Origin of the sequence: Micromonospora craniellae, from assembly GCF_014764405.1 — a bacterium.
In the GTDB taxonomy this organism is placed as follows: Bacteria; Actinomycetota; Actinomycetes; order Mycobacteriales; family Micromonosporaceae; genus Micromonospora; species Micromonospora craniellae.
On sequence record NZ_CP061725.1, the window covers coordinates 4,343,162 to 4,359,773 of the forward strand.

At 72.3% G+C, this 16,612-nt stretch carries 13 protein-coding genes; 5 read left to right on the forward strand and 8 right to left on the reverse strand.

What is annotated here, in order from left to right; translation table 11 throughout:
* The first annotated feature begins 161 nt into the window (after positions 1-161).
* Positions 162-1,379, forward strand: coding sequence for an NADP-dependent isocitrate dehydrogenase (locus ID554_RS19745; protein ID WP_117226137.1), 1,218 nt, complete (start codon positions 162-164; stop codon positions 1,377-1,379).
* A gap of 292 nt (positions 1,380-1,671) precedes the next feature.
* On the opposite strand, the gene galT is transcribed toward ID554_RS19745, so the two are convergent.
* The 4 genes from galT to ID554_RS19765 all read right to left on the reverse strand — a co-directional run bounded on the left by galT (position 1,672) and on the right by ID554_RS19765 (position 6,830).
* The gene (gene galT / locus ID554_RS19750) at positions 1,672-2,748 is read right to left on the reverse strand and encodes a galactose-1-phosphate uridylyltransferase (protein ID WP_117226136.1); all 1,077 of its coding nucleotides are present in this window, start codon (positions 2,746-2,748) and stop codon (positions 1,672-1,674) included.
* A complete protein-coding gene (locus ID554_RS19755) occupies positions 2,745-3,533 on the reverse strand; it encodes a DeoR/GlpR family DNA-binding transcription regulator (protein WP_117226135.1) in 789 nt (262 codons plus the stop codon). The genes galT and ID554_RS19755 overlap by 4 nt, the downstream gene beginning before the upstream one ends.
* A 91-nt stretch (positions 3,534-3,624) precedes the next feature.
* On the reverse strand, positions 3,625-5,154 hold the full coding sequence (gene cysC, locus ID554_RS19760) for an adenylyl-sulfate kinase (RefSeq protein WP_117226134.1): 1,530 nt from the start codon (positions 5,152-5,154) through the stop codon (positions 3,625-3,627).
* 116 nt (positions 5,155-5,270) lie between these two features.
* Positions 5,271-6,830 (reverse strand): glycosyltransferase family 2 protein, encoded by a 1,560-nt coding sequence (locus tag ID554_RS19765; RefSeq protein ID WP_117226133.1) that lies wholly within the window; start codon positions 6,828-6,830, stop codon positions 5,271-5,273.
* A 225-nt stretch (positions 6,831-7,055) separates the two neighbouring features.
* Here ID554_RS19765 and ID554_RS19770 point away from each other — a divergent pair, with 225 nt between their 5' ends.
* Genes ID554_RS19770 through ID554_RS19785 form a run of 4 tightly spaced genes read left to right on the forward strand, consistent with a single transcriptional unit; the run spans position 7,056 to position 10,501 of the window.
* On the forward strand, positions 7,056-7,970 hold the full coding sequence (locus tag ID554_RS19770; protein WP_117226132.1) for an ABC transporter ATP-binding protein: 915 nt from the start codon (positions 7,056-7,058) through the stop codon (positions 7,968-7,970).
* Complete coding sequence (locus ID554_RS19775; protein ID WP_117226131.1) at positions 7,963-8,844, forward strand: ABC transporter permease; 882 nt, start codon at positions 7,963-7,965, stop codon at positions 8,842-8,844. The genes ID554_RS19770 and ID554_RS19775 overlap by 8 nt, the downstream gene beginning before the upstream one ends.
* Positions 8,841-9,791, forward strand: coding sequence for an ABC transporter ATP-binding protein (locus tag ID554_RS19780; RefSeq protein ID WP_117226130.1), 951 nt, complete (start codon positions 8,841-8,843; stop codon positions 9,789-9,791). The genes ID554_RS19775 and ID554_RS19780 overlap by 4 nt, the downstream gene beginning before the upstream one ends.
* On the forward strand, positions 9,791-10,501 hold the full coding sequence (locus ID554_RS19785; protein ID WP_117226129.1) for an ABC transporter permease subunit: 711 nt from the start codon (positions 9,791-9,793) through the stop codon (positions 10,499-10,501). Before ID554_RS19780 ends, ID554_RS19785 begins: the two co-directional genes overlap by 1 nt.
* 129 nt (positions 10,502-10,630) lie before the next feature.
* On the opposite strand, the gene ID554_RS19790 is transcribed toward ID554_RS19785, so the two are convergent.
* The 4 genes from ID554_RS19790 to ID554_RS19805 form a co-directional block, all read right to left on the reverse strand.
* Positions 10,631-12,517 (reverse strand): ABC transporter ATP-binding protein, encoded by a 1,887-nt coding sequence (locus tag ID554_RS19790; protein ID WP_396888388.1) that lies wholly within the window; start codon positions 12,515-12,517, stop codon positions 10,631-10,633.
* A complete protein-coding gene (locus ID554_RS19795; protein WP_117226128.1) occupies positions 12,514-14,358 on the reverse strand; it encodes an ABC transporter ATP-binding protein in 1,845 nt (614 codons plus the stop codon). The genes ID554_RS19790 and ID554_RS19795 overlap by 4 nt, the downstream gene beginning before the upstream one ends.
* Positions 14,359-14,431: 73 nt before the next feature.
* On the reverse strand, positions 14,432-14,986 hold the full coding sequence (locus ID554_RS19800) for a methylated-DNA--[protein]-cysteine S-methyltransferase (protein ID WP_117226127.1): 555 nt from the start codon (positions 14,984-14,986) through the stop codon (positions 14,432-14,434).
* Positions 14,983-16,524 carry a DNA-3-methyladenine glycosylase 2 family protein gene (locus ID554_RS19805; protein ID WP_117226126.1) on the reverse strand — a complete coding sequence of 514 codons (1,542 nt, stop codon included), beginning with the start codon at positions 16,522-16,524 and terminating at the stop codon, positions 14,983-14,985. The genes ID554_RS19800 and ID554_RS19805 overlap by 4 nt, the downstream gene beginning before the upstream one ends.
* Positions 16,525-16,612: the final 88 nt, after the last annotated feature.

A 16,612-nucleotide genomic window follows, 5' to 3' on the forward strand; every position in this document is an offset into this window, starting at 1 on the left:
GTGGCTGACTGATCCACAGCGCATGCGCCGGGCCTGGCGGGGTAACTCTCGCCGGGCCCGTGGTCGTTCCCGGCTGGTCGGTGGGCGCGGCGTCCTCGTCCCGACCGATCCAGTACGCTCGTACTGCTTGAGCACGTGTCCCCCGAGAGGAGCGCCGGCCGATGGCGAAGATCAAGGTAAACAACCCGGTCGTGGAACTCGACGGCGACGAGATGACCCGGATCATCTGGAAGCAGATCCGGGAGCAGCTGATCCTGCCCTACCTCGACGTCGACCTGCACTACTACGACCTCTCGATTCAGCACCGTGACGCCACCGACGACCAGGTGACCGTCGACGCTGCGAACGCCATCAAGGAACACGGCGTCGGCGTCAAGTGCGCCACCATCACCCCGGACGAGGCCCGGGTGGAGGAGTTCGGGCTGAAGAAGATGTGGCGGTCGCCGAACGGCACCATCCGCAACATCCTCGGCGGCGTCGTCTTTCGCGAGCCGATCATCATGTCGAACGTGCCGCGGCTGGTCCCGGGCTGGACCAAGCCGATCATCATCGGCCGGCACGCCCACGGCGACCAGTACCGCGCCACCGACTTCGTGGTCCCCGGCCCGGGCACGGTCACCATCACCTACACCCCGGCCGACGGGTCGGACCCGGTCGAGATGGAGATCGCCAACTTCCCCGGCGGCGGCATCGCCATGGGCATGTACAACTACGACGACTCGATCCGGGACTTCGCCCGGGCGTCGTTCCGTTACGGCCTGGACCGTGGCTACCCGGTCTACATGTCGACCAAGAACACCATCCTCAAGGCGTACGACGGCCGGTTCAAGGACATCTTCGCCGAGGTGTTCGAGAACGAGTTCAAGGCGGAGTTCGACGCCGCGGGCCTCACCTACGAGCACCGGCTCATCGACGACATGGTCGCCGCCGCCCTCAAGTGGGAGGGTGGCTACGTCTGGGCGTGCAAGAACTACGACGGTGACGTGCAGTCGGACACCGTCGCGCAGGGCTTCGGCTCGCTCGGGCTGATGACCTCCGTGCTGCTCTCGCCCGACGGCCGCACCGTCGAGGCCGAGGCCGCGCACGGCACCGTCACCCGGCACTACCGGCAGTGGCAGAAGGGCGAGAAGACCTCCACCAACCCGATCGCCTCGATCTATGCCTGGACCCGGGGCCTGGCACACCGGGGCAAGCTGGACGGCACCCCGGCCGTCACCGAGTTCGCCAACACCCTGGAGCAGGTCATCGTCTCCACCGTCGAGAGCGGGCAGATGACCAAGGACCTGGCGCTGCTCATCTCGCGGGACGCCCCGTGGCAGACCACCGACGAGTTCATGAACACGCTCGACGAGAACCTGGCGCGCCGCCTGGCCGCCTGAGTCCCGTCCGCATTCCCGCGAGCCTGCCGGCTGACCGCCGGTGGGCTCGCGGTCTTCTCCGGCACGGCGCGGGCGGACACGCCGTACCGCGTCACCCGATCCGGCGCGCCTCGTTGACCAGGGTGGACGAGATGCCAGTCCCGTCCTGGAAGGTTGACCGTCGCCGCCGCGCGGCACGCGTGCCCAGCAGCCAGCCTTCCTCGGCTGTCGTGACAGCCAGCCGTCCCTTCCCTGCGGGGGGCCCTGTCCCGGGCCCCCCGCGCCCTGTTGTCCGGCCCCCGTGCGGGCCGGCTCAGACGGCGCGGAGCCGGGCGGCGGCCTGCTCCGGGGCGATGTCGTTGCTGAAGGCGCCCATCGCGGACTCCGTGCCGGCCAGGAACTTGAGCTTGTCCGCTGCCCGCTTCACGCTGAACAGTTGCAGATGCAGGTGGCCCAGTTCCCGGTCGCGGCGTACCGGCGCCTGATGCCACGCAGCGATGTACGGCATGGGCGCGTCGAACAGGCCGTCGAAGCGGCGCAGCAGATCCAGGTAGAGCGGGCCGAAGGCGTCCCGCTCGGCCTCGTTCAGCGCGGGGATGTCGGGCACCGGCCGGTGCGGCGCGAGGTGCACCTCGAACGGCCAGCGGGCGGCGGCCGGTACGTACGCCGTCCAGTGTCCGTTGCCGGCCACCACCCGCTCGCCGGCCGCGCGTTCGGCGGCGAGCACGTCGGCGTAGAGGTTCCGGCCGCCGGTGCGCTCCGCGTGCCGCCGGGCCGCGACCAGCAGCGACCGGGTACGCGGCGGGACGAACGGGAACGCGTAGATCTGCCCGTGCGGGTGGTGCAGGGTCACCCCGATCTCCACCCCCCGGTTCTCGAAGCAGAACACCTGCTCCACGCCGGGCAGCCGGCCCAGCGCGACGGTCCGGTCGGCCAGCGCGTCGAGCACGGTGCGGACCCGGTGCGGCGGCAGGCCGGCGAAGGAGCCATGGTGGTCGTCGGTGAAACAGACCACCTCGCAGCGCCCCTGCCCGGGGCGGACCGTCGTGAACGGGGTGATCTCGGTGGGCTCGTCGACCAGGTTGCCGCTCAGGGCCGGGAAACGGTTCTCGAAGACCGCCACGTCGTAGTCGGGCGCGGGGATCTCGCTGAGCCACTCGTCGGTGGAGGGGCAGAGCGGGCACTGGTCGGCCGCCGGGAGGAAGGTACGCGTCTGCCGGTGCACCGCCAGCGCCACCCACTCGTCGGTGAGCGGGTCGTAGCGGAGCTGGGAGGCGGGCGGGGGAGGAGGCAGGTCACGCCGGTCCGGCTGATCCCGGACGGCATCGTCCCGCTCGTCGAAGTAGATCAGTTCGCGGCCGTCGGCCAGCCTGATCGCGGTACGCCTCATCGCAGCCCTCCGGGACCGGTCGCCGGCACCACGAGCAGCTCACCGACCCGGTCGCCGAGCAGCCGACGGGCCTCCGGTGCCAGCCGGTCGTCGGTGACCATCACGTGCGCGTCGGACAGCGGGGCGATGGCCGAGAGGCCGACCGTTCCCCACTTGGTGTGGTCGGCGAGCACCACGAGTCGGTCGGCGGCGGCCACCAGGGCGCGGTTGGTCTCCGCCTCCATCAGGTTCGGCGTGGTGAAACCGGCCCGGTCGGTCACCCCGTGCACGCCGAGAAAGAGCAGATCCAGGTGCAGGGACCGGACGGCGGCCACGGCCAGCGGCCCGACCAGCGCGTCCGACGGCGTCCGCACCCCGCCGGTGAGCACCACCGTCTGGTCGTCCCGGCCCTGGTCGTGCAGGATGTCGGCGACCGGCAACGAGTTGGTCACCACGGTCAGGGACGGCACGTCGACCAGCCGTCGGGCCAGCTCGGCGGTGGTGGTGCCGGCGGACAGCGCGATCGCCGCGCCGGGGTGCACCAGTCGCGCCGCGCCGGTGGCGATGGCGGCCTTCTCGGCCTGCTGGCGCACCGACTTGGCCTGGAAGCCGGGCTCGTCCGTGGACCCGGCGACGGTGGCGCCGCCGTGTACCTTGGCCAGCAGGCCGCGCTCGTGCAGCAGGTCCAGGTCACGCCGGATGGTCATGTCGGAGACACCGAACTCGTTGGCCAGCTCACCGACGCGCACCCCACCGGTCGCCCGGACGCGGTCGAGGATCGCCGCCTGGCGTTGTTGGGCGAGCATCGCACCCCCGTGCCCCACGTCAACGAACATCTTCGAACATGAGCAAACATAGCGCGGGTCGGCAAGCTCCCGGAAGAGACGATCCCTCGGGTCAGAGCGCGGACCGCGGCGGCTCGACCCACCCGGTCTCGGTGAGCTGGTGCAGGACCGCGTGCACCGCGTCGTCCACCGCGAGATCCGTGGTGTCGAGCACCAGGTCGGCGTCGGTCGGCTCCTCGTACGGGTCGTCGATGCCGGTCATGCCGGTGAGCAGACCGGCCCGCGCCCGCGCGTACAGGCCCTTGCGGTCACGCTGCTCGCACACCTCCAGCGGCGTGGCCACGTGCACCAGGACGAAACCCGCGCCCGCCGCCACGGCCATCTCCCGGGCGATCGCCCGAGCCTGGGCGTACGGGGCGATCGGGCAGCAGATGGCGATCCCCCGGTGCCGGGCGATCTCGGCGGCCACCCAACCGATCCGGCGCACGTTGGTGTCCCGGTCGGCCTTGCTGAAGCCCAGCCCGGCGGTCAACTCGCGGCGCACCACGTCGCCGTCGAGCAGGGTTACCGTACGCTCGCCCTGCTCGCGCAGGGTGTCGGCGAGACCACGGGCGACCGTCGACTTGCCCGAGCCGGAAAGACCGGTGAGCAAGACCACCAGCCCCCGGTGCCGCCGGGGCGGCCGGGCCCGGGTCAACTCCTTCGCCACCGCGGGCGGTGTGTGCCACTCGGGCAGCGGGAAACCCCGGTCCAGTAGGTCGTCGACCTCGGACTGGGAAAGCGCCAACCGTCGATTGCGCGGCGGGATGTCCTCGCGCCAGCGCCACTGACCGTCACGGTTGTCGTACGCGAGTTCGCGCGGCACCAGCACCCGCAGACCGGCGCCGGAGAGCATCTCACCGGTGGAGAGCAGGTGGGTGACCCCGTACGCGGCGGACACCCGGGCCCGCAACAGGGCGTCGCTGATCTCGTCCCGGCGCCGGGAGAACGGCACCGCGACCAGGGTGGCTGGCGGCATCCGGTCGCGGGCGGCGAAGACGCCGCGTACCAGCGCCTCCGGCGGCAGGCCCCCGGTGCCGTCCTCGCTCACCGGGATCATGATCAGCAGGTGGGCGCTGAGGGTACGCACGGCGTGCGCGATCTGGGCCAGTTGCGGCCGGTGCAGCGGCCGGTCGGCGACCACGCCGAGCACCCGGCCGGGCGGCAGCATGGCACGGATCTCCTCCGGCGGGCGACGCAGCCGCTGGAACGGGCCGTGTCCGCCGTCGCCGAGCCGGCGGACTCCGCCACCGATCCCGGCCACCTCGTCGCGCACCTGCCAGGCGTCGGCCACCTCCAGCGCCGCCGCGGGCGCACCCTCGCCGTCGGTGAGCACGAGCGTGCGGCGGTCCGGGTCGTTCAGGTCGAGCCCCTGCGCCAGCGCCGTGGGCACCTGGAGGGTCACCGCGACCGGCCACGGGGCGCCGTCGACGAGCCGACCACGGCGGCTGACGGAGACCAGGTCGGCCCGGGTCATGAAGCCGGTCAGCGGTGCGTACGCACCGGTGAGCAACAGCTCCAGATCCGCGAGCTCGCCGGGACGCGGCGTGTACGCCGGTGCGTTCCGCAGCACCTCGTCGGGCAGCACCCACCCGTTGCTCATCAGACCCCCAACTCCGGCGACCGGCACACAGTTTCGCAGCCGCCCGCCGATCGGTCGAGAGCACCATTCCTCCCACCGCCCCGCCGCCCGGCGTGCGGCTCACGACTGTCACCGTGTCACGAGACTCCGACGGTCCCGCGTCCGGCCACCCCGCGCCGGACGGCCTGTCGAATCCGCAGCCACAGGCCAGTCTTCTCCGCCGGACGCGGGACCGCCTTCTTGCGCTTGTCGACCACCAGCGGGTCGCCCCCGTCCACGGCGCAGGAGACGGCCAGGGGCAACTTGGCGTTCTTGGCCCAGCCGGAGCCGGTGACCCGCGCCTTCAGCACCCAGTCGCCCTGGGTGCGGCCGTCGTCGAGCGTGTGGAAGTCGATCGCCGCAGTGCCGTGGTAGACCAGCCGGAGCTCGCCCGAGGGCTCCGTCACTCGTTTCACCTCGAACCGCACCGGGAGGAAGAACTCGTCGCCGACCTGGACGCGCTGGGCGATCAGGTCCAGCTTGCCCCGGCTCAGTTCCTCGGTGCAGTCGAGCAACTCGGCGGGCACCTCCGCCACCGGCACGACGAGCAGGTGACGCCCATCCGATCCGGCGTACGTGACGGGCTGGTCGCCGACGCGGAGCTGACCGGTGAAGGTGACGGTCAGCGTGGACCCGGACACCTCGTACTCCGTCAGTTTGACCCGGGCGCGGATGCCGGCCTCCCACTCGGCGAGGCGGCGCAGATCCTCGGCGCGGCCCTGCGCGGCGAGCCCGGCGATGGTCCGCTGCAACGACGGAAGCCCAGCGGTGACACCAGGGGCGAATCGTTCCCGGATGGTCTTCTGGACCTCGCCCACGACCTGGTCGGCCCAGTCGGGTGGGGCGTCCCGCAGCCGGGCGCCGCGCAACCGGCTGACCATCTCGTTGCGCAGCCACCGTCGGTGCAGCTTGTCGCGGAGCGCACCCGGCTCGGTGTGCGCGTCGATGATGTCGAGCACCTCGCGCAGGCTGCCGTAGTAGTCGGCCGGGTCCAGCCGGGCGGCGGTCAGGTTGCCGCCGTCCGACCGCCGGACGTGGTGGTAGCAGGTGTAGTCGGACAGCACACTGACGCGGCGGGCGAGCAGATAGGCCCGGGTGACCATGTGGTGGTCCTCCAGGCGCTTCCGGTCGGCGTCCGGAAACCGCAGGTCGTGTTCCAGCAGGAAGGCCCGGCGGAACATCTTGTGGCAGGTGAGGCTGTCGATCAGGGGCGCGTTCTCCAGCGTGGCGTGGGGGCGGTTGACCCGGAACAGCTCCCGGGGCACCGACCGACCGTGACCGGTCACCTTGCCGATCGCAATGTCCGCGTCGTGCTCGACGGCGTACGCGTACAGCCGGTCCAGGGCCTCGTCGGCGAACCAGTCGTCGTCGTCGGCGAACTGGACGTACTCGCCGCGCGCCCGGGCCGTCCCGAGGTTGCGGGGGCGCGACGGCCAGCCGGAGTTCTCGATGTGCAGCACCTGGATGTGCGGGTGGGCGGCGGCCAGCGCGTCGAGTCGGGCCGGAGTGTCGTCGGTCGAGCCGTCGTCGACGAAGATCACCTCGAACTCCGTCGCCGGCATCGACTGCCGCAGCAGGGAGTCGACGAGGGGCTCAAGGTGCTCGCCCGCGTTGTGCACCGGTGCCACCACGCTCACCTTGAGCTGGTCAACCGTCATGGATCTCCCGTCACTCACTGTCAACTGCCGATCACTGGCGGGTTCCAGTGTGTACCAGACGCTCCGGCCGTGGGGGGCAGCCACAGAAATCGGCCAAACCGGACTCGACGCGCCGGAGCCCGAGGTCGGCGCAGCCCACCCTAAGGGCGCTACCCGGGCAGGATCAGGGGAAACATGGGTGCTTTCGGGGCTGATCGTATTGCCGACCTTCTCTAGGCTGTCGGCGTGACACTGATCGCAACCGAGTCGTTGACGAAGGTCTACGGCGGCGGGGTCACCGCACTGTCGGAACTGACGGTAGCGGTGGAGCCGGGAATCGTCGGGCTGGTCGGCGCCAACGGCGCCGGCAAGTCGACGCTGATCAAGCTCCTGCTCGGCCTGCTCGCCCCGACCAGTGGCCGGGTACGCGTACTCGGCCTCGACCCCACCACCGACCCCGCCGCGGTACGCGCCCGGGTCGGCTACATGCCGGAGCACGACTGCCTGCCGCCCGACCTGTCCGGCGCCGAGCTGGTCACCCATCTCGGGCGGATCAGCGGCCTGCCGCGTACGGTCGCGCGGGAACGTGCCTCCGAGGCGCTGCGCCACGTCGGGCTGCACGAGGAACGCCACCGCCCGGTGGGCGGCTACTCCACCGGCATGAAGCAGCGGGTCAAGCTGGCGCAGGCGCTGGTGCACGACCCCGACCTGCTGCTGCTCGACGAGCCCACCAACGGACTCGACCCGGCCGGCCGGGACGCGATGCTGGCCCTGGTGCGCCGGATCGGCACCGAGTTCGGCATCTCCGTGCTGGTCTGCTCGCACCTGCTCGGCGAGGTCGAACGGATCTGCGACACGCTGGTCGCGATCGACGGTGGGCGGCTGCTGCGCGCCGATCACATCGCCGCGATGACCTCGGCCACCGACGTGCTTGCCGTCGAGGTCAGCGAGGGCACCGACGCACTGGCCACCCGGCTGGCCGCGCTCGACCTGCCGGTGAGCCGGGAGGGGCAGCTGCTCCTGGTTCCGCTCGCCGACGACGGCACCTACGACCTGATCCTCGGTGCGGTGGCCGAGCTGGACCTGCCGCTGCACCGGTTGGACCAGCGCCGGCACCGGGTCGCCGAACTCTTCTCCCGGAGGGAGAGCCGCCATGCCTGAGCCGACCGGCGTCATCCACGACATCGGCTACCAGCGGTACACCGGCCCACGGCTCGGCCGCCGGTACGTCTTCGGATCGCTCTACCTGCACGGCGTACGGACCGCCTTCGGGTTGGGTCGCAGCGCCAAGGCGAAGATCTTCCCCTGGCTGGTGGTCGGCATCGTGCTCATGGTGGCCGTCGCCGCCACCGCGATGCGTGTCCAGTTCGGCGAGGTCGTCATGACGTACGCGCAGTTCGCCGACAACATGAGCTGGCTGGTCCTGTTCTTCGTCGCGGTGGCCGCGCCCGAGCTGGTCTCCCGGGACCTGCGCAGCGGTGTGCTGCCGCTGTACTTCTCCCGGCCGCTGCCCCGCGCCGACTACCCGCTGGCCAAGCTGCTCGCCCTGGTCACCTCGCTCTGGCTGCTGCTCGGCGCGCCGCAGATGTTCATGTTCCTCGGTGCCGCGTTCACCGTGGACGGCGTCGGCGAGGTCTGGGACGAGTTCGTGGACCTGACCGGCGGGCTGCTCTACGCCGGGCTCTGGGGGGCGGTCTTCGCCTCGATCGGCCTGCTGGTCGCCTCGCTGACCGGCAAGCGGGCCTTCGCCGCCGGTGGCATCGTCGCGGTCTTCCTGATGACCACGCCGATCGTCGGCACCCTGTCGATCCTGCCCTCCCAGGCGGCCAACCAACTCTCCGGTCTCGCCTCGCCGTCCACGCTGGTGCAGGGCGTCGGCGTCTGGACGCTGCGCGACCTGCTGATCACCGACCCGGACGCCTTCGTGCCCGATCTCGGCCCGTTCGGCCCGTTGTACCTCCTGGCCGCCGTCGCGCTCGTGGCCGGCTGCGTCGCCCTGCTGCTGGCCCGCTACCGGAAGGTGGCCGCACGATGACCACGACCTCCTCCGCCGCCGCGCCGACGGCCACCACCAGCAGCCTCCACCTCGCCGGGGTCTCCCGCTGGTACGGCAACGTGGTCGCGGTCAACGACGTCAGCATGTCCCTCGGCCCGGGGGTGACCGGCCTGCTCGGGCCGAACGGGGCCGGCAAGACCACACTGCTGCACATGATGGCCGGCTTCCTCGCCCCGTCGCGTGGCGCGGTCACCCTGGACGGGCGGCCCACCTGGCGCAACCCCGAGGTCTACCGTCGGCTCGGACTGGTCAGCGAGCGGGAGGCGGTGCACTCGTTCCTCACCGCGTACGAGTTCGTGCTGGCCACCGCCAAGATGCACAAGCTGCCCGACCCGCAGGAGGCGGCCCGCCGGGCCGTCGCCCTGGTCGAGTTGGAAGGCGCGCAGGACCGCCGGATCGGCACGTACTCCAAGGGCATGCGGCAACGGGCCCGGGTGGCGGCGGCACTGGTGCACGAGCCGCAGGTGCTGCTCCTCGACGAGCCGTTCAACGGCATGGACCCGCGCCAGCGGCTGCACATGATGGAGCTGCTGCACTCGCTCGGCGACGCGGGCCGCACCATCCTGTTCAGCTCGCACATCCTGGAGGAGGTCGAGCAGGTCTCCGGCACCGTGCAGGTGATGGTCGCCGGCCGGCTCGCCGCCTCCGGTGACTTCCGCACCATCCGCCGCCTGATGACCAACCGGCCGCACGTCTTCGCGATCCGCTCCACCGACGACCGGGCGTTGGCCGTCGCGCTGATGGCCGAACCCTCGGTCAGCGGCGTCGAGCTGGGCCGCGACGGCCTGACCGTACGGGCCGGCGACTACGGCTCGTTCACCCGGGCGCTGCCGAAGGTGGCGCTGGCCCGGGGCGTACGGGTCAGCCAGCTCGTGCCCGAGGACGAATCCCTGGAGAGCGTCTTCTCCTACCTGGTGGAGGCCTGATGTCCACTGTTTCCTGGATCACCGCGCGCGGACTGTTCGGTCGCCGCCGGTTCCTGTTGCTGCTGCCGCTGCCGGTCCTGCTGGTGGTGCTGGCCGTACTCTCCCGTGGCCTGGGGGTGGCGCCCACCGCCTGGGGGCCGCCGGTGTTGGTCGGCCTCGGACTGGCCGTGGTGCTGCCGGTGATCGCGCTCATCGTCGGCACCGGTGTGCTCGGCGCCGAGATCGACGACGGCACGGTCGTGCACGTGCTCACCACGCCGCTGCCGCGCTGGCAGATCGTGCTGCCCAAACTGGCGGTGGCGGCCGGTGCCACCGCGGTCACCGTGGCGGTGCCGCTCTTCGTCGCCGGGCTGCTGGCCGACTCGGCCCGCCTCGGTCTGGCGCTCGCCGTCGCCTCGGCGGTCGGAGCGCTGGCCTACTCGGCGCTGTTCGTGGCGAGCAGCCTGCTCACCCGGCGGCCGGTGCTGCTCGGCCTGGTCTACGTGCTGATCTGGGAAGGGCTGCTCAGCAACGTGGTGACCGGCACGCGGGTGCTCTCCATCCAGCACTACGTGATCGCCATCGCCGACCGGATCGCCCCGACCGAACTGCTCAACACGACGGTCTCCGTGCCGGTGGCGGCGGTGATGACGGTGCTGGTCAGTGTCGGCTTCACCGTGCTCGCCATCGAGCGCCTGCGTTCCTTCTCGGTCGCCGGCGAGACAAGCTGACGGATGTAAGGATGTGAGCCGGGGCGTCTTCGGACGGGTCGATCGGCAGCGCGGAGTCGCCTGGCGTCGTCCGGCGGCGCCTGCGGTGCCCGCCAGTCCGGGTGACCGGGTGGGCGGTCACCGGAATATCTACAGCAAAGAGTCGCGCCACTGGCGGTGCAGCGCGGCGTACCGGCCGCCCTCGGCGACCAACCGGGCCGGGGGACCGTCCTCGACGATCCGACCGCCGTCGAGGACCAGGACCCGGTCGGCGGTCTCCACCGTGGAGAGTCGGTGCGCGATCACGACCGCCGTGCGGTCCCGCAGGATGGTGCCGAGCGCGTGCTGCACCAGGCGCTCGGTCGGGACGTCCAGCGACGAGGTGGCCTCGTCCAGGATCAGCACCGCCGGATCGGCCAGGAAGGCCCGCGCGAACGCGACGAGCTGCCGCTGCCCGGCGGAGAGCCGCCCGCCGCGCCGGTGCACCTCGGTGGCGTACCCGTCGGGCAGCGCGGTGATGAAGTCGTGCGCGCCGATCGCCCGCGCGGCGGCCTCGACGGCGTCGTCGTCGGCGTCCGGCCGTCCGAACCGGATGTTCTCCGCCACCGTGCCACCGAACAGGTGGGTCTCCTGGGTGACCAGCACCATCGTCCGGCGCAGGTCGGTGTCCGCGACCTGGCGCAGGTCCACGCCGTCGAGGCTGACCGTGCCGCCGGTCGGGTCGTGGAACCGGGCGAGCAGCTTGGCGACGGTGGACTTGCCGGCACCGGTCGGCCCGATCAGCGCCACCGTCTGCCCGGCGGGGATGCGGAGATCCAGGCCGGTCAGGATCTCCCGGCCGGTGTGGTAGCCGAACGAGACGTCACGGAACTCGACCGCGCCCCGGGTCGGCCCGTGCGGCAGCGGCACCGGACGCGCGGGTTCGGCGACCTCGGGTCGCTCGTCGAGCACCCCGGCGAGCTTCTCCAGCGCGGCGGTCGCCGACTGCAACGAGTTGTAGAACTGGCTCAACTCCTGCATCGGCTCGAAGAACCGGCGCAGATAGAGGAGGAAGGCGGCGAGCACACCGACACCGGTCTCGCCGCCCAGCACGCGTGCGCCGCCGTAGCAGAGCACCACCGCCACGGTGACGTTGCCGATTAGCTTGATCCCCGGCGCGTACGTGGCGATCAGGCGGAAGGCGTGCCTGCTGCTGTGCTGGTAGTCGTCGTTGACCGAGTCGAAGATGTCCTGGTTGCGTGCCTCACGGCGGTACGCCTGCACCGCCCGGATTCCGCGCATCGACTCCACGAAGTGCACGATGACCAGCGCCATCGCCTCCCGGGTCCGGCGGTACGCGGCAGCCGATGCGCGGGCGAACCAGCGGGACAGCCAGAACAGCAGCGGGAAGGCGAGCAGGGTCACCGACGCCAGCGGCAGGTCCAGCCAGAGCAGGATGCCGGCCACCGACACGATCGTCAGGGCCGCCATCACCAGGTTCTCCACGCCCCCGTCGACCAACTCGGCGATCGAGTCGATGTCGCTGGTCAGCCGCGAGATCATCCGGCCAGAGGTGTACCGCTCGTGGAACGCCACCGGCAGGCGCAGGAAGTGCGCGTACACCCGCTGGCGCAGGTCGAGCAGGACGGCCTGGCCGATCCGGGCGGAGAGGGTGCGGAAGGAGCGGCGGGCCGCGTACTCGATTCCGGTCGCGGCGGCGAACGCCACGGCGACGGCGACCAGCGGGCCGGGCCGACCCTCGCGCAGCGGGTCGATGGCCCGGTCGATGCCGAGCATCACCAGGTACGGCCCGGACATGGCGGCGGCGTTCTGGGTCAACAGCAGCGCCACCGCGGCGCCCAGCCGGGCGCGGTGCGGGCGCAGCACGTCGGCCAGCAGCGCCCGGCTGCGGGCTCGCAGCCGGGCCACCGCCTCCGGGCTGGCGTCCTCGGCCAGGCTGCGGTCGGCGTGCGGGTCGGGGGCGATGCCGCGCCACTGGGTCGGGTCGGAGATCGCCGGTGCGGAGACGGCCGGATCGGGCCCGGCAGCGCCGGTCACGAGCGCACCAGGGGCGCGCCGTCGAGTGCCGGGTCGGCCGGTGCGCGGGGAGCCGACGGGACGGCCGGTTCGGCCGAGAGCACCGCCCGGTACGCCGGCACCGTGGCCAGCAGTTCGGCGTGCGGACCGACCGCGGTGATCCGGCCCTGCTCCAGCAGTGCGACCCGGCCGGCGAGGGCGATGGTGGACGGTCGGTGCACCACCAGCAGCGCGGTGGTGTCGCGCAGCACCCGCTTCAACGCCGACTCGACGAGCGCCTCGGTGTGTACGTCGAGCGCGGAGAGCGGATCGTCGAGGACGAGCACGGCGGGCCGGACGAGCACCGCCCGAGCCAGCGCCAGCCGCTGCCGCTGGCCGCCGGAGAGGGAGAGCCCCTGCTCGCCGAGCCGGGTCCGCAGACCCCACGGCAGGTCGTACGCGAACTCGGCCTGGGCCAGCGTGAGCGCTGCCCGGACCTCGTCCTCCTCGGCGTCGGGCCGAGAGAGGGTGAGGTTCTCCCAGACCGACATGGAGAACAGCGTCGGCTCCTCGAAGGCCATCCCGACCAGCCCGCGCAGCGAGGCCAGCCGCAGGTCGCGCAGGTCGTGCCCGTCCAGGGTGATCCGACCGCCCGTCACGTCGTGCAGCCGTGGCACCAGCGACAGCAGCGTGCTCTTGCCGCTGCCGGTGGCGCCGACCACGGCGAGCGTCTCGCCCGGTTCGACGGTCAGGTCGATGCCGCGCAGCACGGCGGCGGTGCTGCCCGGGTAGCGAAAGGTCACCGCCTCGAAGCGCAGCCGCCCGCGTACCGCCGGACCGGACAGGGCCACCGCACCGGGCGCGTCCACGATGCTCGGTTCGGTGTCCAGCACCTCCTGGATACGGTCGGCTGCGGTGGCCGCCTCCTGACCGTTGGCGATGATCCAACCGAGTGACTGCACCGGCCAGATCAGCATGAGTTGGAGGCTGACGAACGCGACGAACTGGCCGATGGTGAGCCGTCCGGTGGCGACCGCCGCCGCACCGGCCACCAGCACCACACCGAGCGTCAGGTTGGGCACCAGGTCGAGCAGAGCGGAGGTATGGGCCAGCAGCCGCCCCTTGCGTACGCCGGTGTCGTGCAGCGCCCGGGTGCCGGCCGCGAACCGGGCCGCCAGTTGCGGCCCCCGCCCGTACGCCTTCATCGTGCGCAGGCCCTGCGCGGTCTCCTCGACCAGGGTGGCGACGTCGCCCTGCTGGTCCTGCATCCGCCGGGACGCGGTGTGGTAGTGCCGGCCGAAGCGTCGGGCGATCAGGAACAACGGCACCGCGCTGGCCGCCACCAGCAGGCCCAGGACCGGGTGCAGCCGGATCAGCAGCACCACCACGACCAGGTAGGTGACCAGGTTGAGGACGAGGAAGAACAGGCCGAACGAGAGGAACCGGCGCAGCACCGACAGGTCGCTGGTGATCCGGGACAGCAACTGCCCGGACGGCCACCGGTCGTGGAAGCTGGCCGGCAGCCGTTGCAGGTGGGCGTAGACATCGGCGCGGATGGTCGCCTCCATCGCCATCGAGGACGACGACTGCACCCAGCGCCGGATGAAAATCAGCAGGGCCTCGGCCAGGCCGAGCGCCAACGCGAGCGCACCGAGCTGGAACAGCCCGGGCAGTTCCCGCGCGGCCACCGGGCCGTCGACCACCCGCTGCGCCACCAGCGGTACGGCGATGCCCGCGCCGGTGGCCGCGAGCCCGGCCAACATCAGCCAGGCGAACTCCGTGGCGTGTGGACGCAGGTAGCGCCGCAGCCGCCAGAGGTTACCCAGCGGATGTCGCCCGACCTCGCCCCGGTCGGTCGGGCCGCCGTCGCTCCCCGCAGCCACTACCCGACGGTAGCGGCAAACGCCGGTCCGCCGGTGTCGGCTTGTTGTCAGTCGTCTTGCCCTGTCGTCCGGATCAGTGGCGTTGCTCGTGAACGAGCAGCCACACCTTCACCGGCAGCCCCCAGCGGTAGCCGCCCAGCGTGCCGTCGGTGCGCAGCACCCGGTGACACGGCACGAAGAGGGCGGCGGCGTTACGGGCACAGGCCGCCGCGGCGGCGCGGATCGCGGCGGGGCGTCCGGCCAGCCCCGCGTACGCGGTGTAGGTGACCGGCTCGCCCGGCTTCACCTCGCGCAGCACCTGCCAGGCGTGCGCCAGGAACACCCCGTCGGTGTGCTGCTCGACCGGCACCGAGTCGATGGCGGCCAGGTCGCCGTCGAGGTACCGGGTGACGGCGTCGGTGACCGGGCCGAGTTCCCGACGCTGCCGAAGCGTGCCACGCAGGCGCGGGTGGATCAGCGCCAACAGGGCCGCCGGGTCAGCGGTGAACCCGGCGGCCCGCACCGCGCCGTCCGGACCGGCGAGGACGGTGAGCGGGCCGGTGGGAGTGTCGACGGTGGTCCAGTCGACGGTCGAGTTGGTCGGGTCCTGCGAGGTGGGGTTCACACTGTTCTCCAAGATCGGGTTCATGCTGCTCTCCACAGCCGGATCACCGCATACGAGCGCCAGGGGCGCCACGCCGCGGCGTACGCGTCGAGGGTCGTCGGGTCGTCGGGCAGGCCGAGGGCGGCGGCGCCCCGGCGGACCGCCAGGTCGGTGGGGAGGAACGCGTCCGGATCGCCGAGTACGCGCATCGCCAGGTAACCCGTCGTCCACGGCCCGATGCCCGCCGTGGCGGCCAGTCGCCGCGTGGTCTCCTGCCGGTCACCGCCGGGTGCCAGGTCGAGCCCGCCGTCGACGACCGCCCGCGCCACCCGCCGGATCGTCTCCCGGCGGCCCACCGGCATCCGGAACCCGGCGTCCGGCACCCGCAGGACCTCCTCCGCCGTGGGGAACCCACGCAACCACCCCGGTCGGTCCCGCAGGCGGTCGGTGCCGCGATCGCCGTCACCCGCGCCGGCCCGGTCGCCCGGGCTGACCGCGCCGGCGGGGCTGACCCTGTCGCCTGGGCTGACCCTGTCGTCGGCGGGCGGCGCGTCGGGGATGGCGGCGAGGAGACGGGTGAGGGTGGTGCGGGCCGAGGCCAGCGAGACCTGTTGCGTGGCGATGGCACGGACGGCCGTCTCGAAGCCGTCCACCGCACGCGGGACGCGGATGCCGGGCTCGGCGGCCACCGCCTCGGCCAACGCCGGATCGGCGCCGAGGGTCTGGTCCACCGCGACCGGGTCCGCGTCGAGGTCGAACAGGTGCCGGCACCGGGCCACCGCCGGAGCCAGGTCCCGCAGGTCGGTCAGGCGCAGCGTGGCCAGCACGTACCCGTCAGCCGGGGTCAGGACGGCCTCGCCCGGGCCGTGGGGCAGCCGCAACCCCCGGTGGTACGTCCCGTCGCGCACCTCGTCCACCCCGGGCAGCGTGCGCCGGGCGAGGAAGTCGAGCAGCGCGGCGGCGTGCAGCGGTGGACGGTACGCCAACCGCACGGTGACCGTCCCCGCCCCGCCCGTGGCGGGCTTCCGGGCGCTGCGCAGCTGGGACGGGGGTACCCCGAAGACGTCGCGGACGGTGTCGTTGAACTGCCGTACGCTGCCGAACCCGGCGGCGAAGGCGATCTCGGCCAGGCCCAGCCCGGTGGTCTCGATCAACGTCCGGGCGCTCTGTGCCCGCTGCGCCCGCGCCAGGGCGAGCGGCCCCGCGCCGAGTTCCGCCCGGAGCATCCGGTGCAGGTGCCGTTCGGTGTACCCGAGTCGGGCCGCCAGCCCCGGCACGCCGTCGCGGTCGACCACGCCGTCGGCGATCAGCCGCATCGCCCGACCCACCACGTCGGCGCGGGCGTCCCACTCCGGCGAGCCGGGGGAGGCGTCCGGACGGCACCGTCGGCACGCCCGCAGACCGGCCCGCTGGGCCGCCGCCGAGGACGGGAAGAACCGGACGTTGCGCCGCTTCGGGGTCACCGCCGGACAGGACGGCCGGCAGTAGATCCCGGTCGACGTCACGCCGGTGTAGAACCAGCCGTCGAACCGCTGGTCACGGCTGTCGACGGCCCGGTAGCACCGCTCGAAGTCCAGCTCCACGTCACCGATGATGCGCCCATCCGCCGACTCCGGCTGGCGGAATTCGGACCCGGTCGTAAGGAGGGGTCCCCTGCTAACGCCTCGTGCA